The 4,305-nt window shown below is 39.5% G+C and carries 4 protein-coding genes; all 4 read left to right on the top strand.

The genetic code is table 11. The features are described from left to right. Positions 1–378 precede the first annotated feature (378 nt). The 4 genes from nadA (at position 379) to LI162_RS14940 (ending at position 4,174) form a co-directional block, all read left to right on the top strand. Positions 379–1,284 carry a quinolinate synthase NadA gene (gene nadA / locus LI162_RS14955; RefSeq protein ID WP_015528572.1) on the top strand — a complete coding sequence of 302 codons (906 nt, stop codon included), beginning with the start codon at positions 379–381 and terminating at the stop codon, positions 1,282–1,284. Between the two features lie 91 nt (positions 1,285–1,375). Beyond that, positions 1,376–2,623, top strand: a complete 1,248-nt coding sequence (locus LI162_RS14950) for an L-aspartate oxidase (RefSeq protein WP_055166559.1) — start codon at positions 1,376–1,378, stop codon at positions 2,621–2,623. Between the two features lie 92 nt (positions 2,624–2,715). After that, entirely contained in the window at positions 2,716–3,570 is an 855-nt protein-coding gene (nadC, locus tag LI162_RS14945) for a carboxylating nicotinate-nucleotide diphosphorylase (protein WP_055147039.1), read from the top strand. A 64-nt stretch (positions 3,571–3,634) separates the two neighbouring features. Continuing rightward, entirely contained in the window at positions 3,635–4,174 is a 540-nt protein-coding gene (locus LI162_RS14940; protein ID WP_054752814.1) for a transcription repressor NadR, read from the top strand. The last annotated feature ends 131 nt before the right edge of the window (positions 4,175–4,305 follow it).

The following is a 4,305-nucleotide window of genomic DNA, read 5'->3' as shown; positions in this document are numbered from 1 at the left end:
TGTTTTTCCTAGTATGAACAGTATGCGTAACCCTGAGTCGGCGTTCCTGTACCATTCTTCTAACAAGCGACTTTCTAAAATAATATTTTCAGTTTTCGTCCGCATATCCGAAAAATGATTTCTACGATAAATCTTTATTTCCCGGCAATTTATAGAGGAAATTCCCTCATCATTTCCTCACAAAAAGAACAATGTCATATAAAATGTTACATTTTTCACAAAAGAAATCCTCTTGGTGTAAAGTTTTTGTAAAACAAGTGTCTTGTCACCTGTAAACGACAGTGCTATAATGGGCAAGAATAAATCAACAGAGTAATAGACATGAAAGTGTGTTACAGCAGAATTTTATGTCAGGAGAGAATAAGAGAGGTACGTGCTATGACGATCAGAGAAGAGATAGAACAGTTAAAGAAAGAAAAAAATGCCGTAATTCTGGCGCATTATTATGTAAGACCGGAAGTTCAGGAGATTGCAGATTATGTAGGAGATTCTTTCTATTTAAGCAAAGTTGCGGTTGGTCTGAAAGAGAAGACAATCGTATTCTGCGGTGTTTCATTCATGGGCGAGAGTGCAAAGATCCTGAATCCTGAGAAAACAGTGCTTATGCCGGATATGGCAGCAGATTGTCCAATGGCACATATGGCATCTGCGGAGACAATCGAGAAGATTCGTTCAGAGTATGATGATCTTGCAGTTGTATGCTACATTAATTCAACAGCAGAACTGAAAAGACATTCTGATGTCTGTGTAACTTCATCCAATGCAGTGAAGATTGTAAAAGCACTTCCGAATAAAAATATTTTCTTTATACCAGATCGTAACCTTGCACATTATATTGCAGGATTGGTTCCGGAAAAGAACTTCATATATAATGAAGGCTTCTGTATCGTACACGAATACATGGAGGTTGAAGAGATTCAGGAAGCGAAAGCAGCACATCCGGAAGCAGAGGTTCTCTCTCATCCAGAATGTCCGGCAAAGGTTCTGGAACTTTCTGATTTTGTCGGAAGTACTTCAGAAATTATCGCACAGGCAGGAAAATCAGATGCGAAAGAATTTATCATCTGTACAGAAAGTGGTGTTTTGTATGAACTTCAGAAGAGAAATCCTGAGAAGAAATTTTATTTTACAGAGACAACTCCAATCTGCAGAAATATGAAGAAGGTTACACTTGAGAAAGTGCTTCATGTATTAAAGACAGGCGAGAATGAAGTTTTTGTAGACGATAAGCTTCGTGAAGAATCTAAGAAACCGTTAGAGAGAATGTTAGAACTGGCCAAGTAAACAGAGGACAGATAGGATTGACAGCAATCGAAGATCAAAGAAAAATAATGAGATCAAATCGACAGTCGCTGTCGGAATGGAGATATTTATTATGAAAATGGAAGCAGATGTAGTCATTGTCGGAACAGGTGTGGGAGGGCTTTTCAGCGCATTGAGTCTTCCGAGAGATCAGAAGATCATTATGATTACAAAGTCAGATTTAGAGAGCAGTGATTCATTCCTGGCTCAGGGAGGAATCTGCATGCTGCATGACAAAGATGACTATGACAGTTATTTTGAAGATACAATGAAAGCGGGACATTATGAGAACAGAAAAGAATCTGTTGATCTTATGATCCGCAGTTCAAGAGAGATCATTCATGACCTGATTGGCTATGGTGTAGATTTCCAAAAACAGGAGACAGATGAGTCTGGAAATGAAGCCGCAGACAACGGTGGTGAAAAGGCAGAGATTCAGGATATTTATGCATTTACTCGTGAGGGAGCACATTCACGTCCGAGAATTCTGTTTCATGCAGATATTACAGGAAAAGAAATCACAAGTAAACTGCTTGCACAGGTAAAGCAGCTTTCTAATGTAACATTGCTTGAATATACAACGATGTCAGATATCATTGTGGAAAATGATGAATGTAGAGGAATCATTGCACAGGATAAAGATGGAAATGAATTCGAAATCCATGCAGAGAATACAATCTGGGCAAGCGGTGGAATCGGTGGACGCTATAAGCATTCCACAAATTTCCCACATCTGACAGGAGATGCACTTACTATTTCCGAAAAACACGGAATTCGTTTAGAGCATTTAGATTATGTACAGATCCATCCAACAACATTGTATTCCAAGAAACCAGGAAGACGCTTTCTTATTTCAGAGTCTGTCCGTGGAGAAGGTGCGGTTCTTCTTAACAGCAAGAAAGAACGTTTCGTAAATGAACTCCTTCCAAGAGATGTTGTGACTAAGGCAATCAGAGAAGAGATGGAAAAGGAAGGCACAGATCATGTCTGGCTGTCCATGGAAAAACTTGGAAAAGAAACCATCATGGGTCATTTCCCGAACATTTATCAACATTGTCTGGAAGAGGGATATGATGTGACAAAAGAATGTATCCCGGTTGTTCCGGCACAGCATTATTTCATGGGTGGTGTCTGGGTAGATTCAGACAGTAAAACATCCATGGAACATTTATATGCAGTAGGAGAGACAAGCTGTAACGGTGTACATGGTGCGAACCGTCTGGCAAGTAATTCACTTCTGGAAAGCCTTGTATTTGCCAAACGTGCGGCAAATAAAATCTCAGGTACAGAGAATGAAGTAAAAGTACGTGAATTGGCATAATAATAGTGATATAATATTAATCTATGCTGAAAAAATAAAAGTTAAGAGAAGAGTAGAGAAAGAATATAGAGACAGGGACAGGAGATATAAAGATGAACGAAATTACAATGACACTTCAGGCAGATCATTTGATCCTTGAAGCACTCAAAGAAGATATTTCAAGCGAAGACGTAACGACAAATTCAGTTATGAAAGATTATGTAAAAGGTGAAGTAGAACTGATCTGTAAACAGGACGGAGTAATTGCCGGACTGGAAGTTTACCGCAGAGTATTTGAACTGTTAGATGCAGACACAAAGACAGAACTTTACTGCAAAGACGGAGACGAAGTAAAGAACGGTCAGTTGATGGGAAAAGTAACAGGAGATATCCGTGTACTTCTTTCCGGTGAGCGTGTAGCACTGAACTACCTTCAGAGAATGAGCGGAATCGCAACTTATACACATTCCGTTGCAGGACTTCTTGAAGGAAGCAAAACAAAACTTCTTGATACAAGAAAAACAACACCTAATATGAGAATCTTCGAGAAATATGCAGTTCGTGTTGGTGGCGGTTATAACCACAGATATAATCTTTCTGATGGAGTACTTCTGAAAGACAATCACATCGGAGCTGCAGGAAGCGTAAAGAAAGCGGTCGAGATGGCAAAAGACTACGCACCATTTGTAAGAAAGATCGAAGTAGAAGTTGAGAATCTTGAGATGGTAAAAGAAGCAGTAGAAGCCGGAGCAGATATCATCATGCTTGATAACATGTCAACAGAAGAAATGCAGGAAGCAATCAAGATCATTGACGGAAGAGCTGAAACAGAGTGTTCTGGAAATGTAACAAAAGAAAATATTGGACGCCTGACAGCTCTTGGCGTAGACTATATTTCCAGTGGAGCCCTGACACATTCCGCTCCGATTCTTGATATCTCGATGAAAAACCTTCATGCTGTAGAGTAAAAGTGATATAATTGTTAAAGAACAATTATTAGTATGGATTTCAATTTAGAAAGGAAGAGGCATGATGACAGGACCAGAAAGAAGAACTGCCATTATAAATCAGATAAAGACAAGCTCAGCACCGGTGCCGGGAAAGGCATTGGCTGCACAGTATGAAGTAAGCCGTCAGGTGATCGTGCAGGATATCGCACTCATCCGTGCCGCAGGACATGACATTATATCTACAAACAGAGGATATATTTTGCACGAATCACATTTAGTAGAAAGAATCTTCAAAGTGAAACATACCGATGACCAGGTTGAAGATGAACTCTATACAATCGTAGACCTTGGTGGAAGAGTTCGTAATGTGATGGTGAATCACAGAGTCTACGGTCATATGGAAGCATCACTCAATATTAATTCCAGACGAAATGCAGTAGAGTTCATAGATGATATCAGAAGCGGAAAGTCTACTCCGCTGAAAAATATCACATCCGATTACCATTATCATGTAGTAGAAGCGGATAGTGAAAAGACATTGGATATGATTCAAGAAGCACTGGAAGAGAAAGGATTTTTGCTGGAGCAAGAAGAGTGGGAGAAAGAGCTTTTTGCAAAGTAAAGATTTATCGTAGGGATTCTTTTTCGAGTGCGGACGAAATCAGATAGCGCTTATAAAGTTTCTTCTAATAGACAGCCATTGAGGGATTGATGCAGGCTCCGGGTTCTGTATACAGGAAAGACTAAGAAAAA

Origin of the sequence: Mediterraneibacter sp. 210702-DFI.3.120 (genome assembly GCF_020561005.1) — a bacterium.
Taxonomy (GTDB): domain Bacteria; phylum Bacillota; class Clostridia; order Lachnospirales; family Lachnospiraceae; genus Mediterraneibacter; species Mediterraneibacter faecis.
This window is presented reverse-complemented; position numbering and strand designations above follow the sequence as displayed.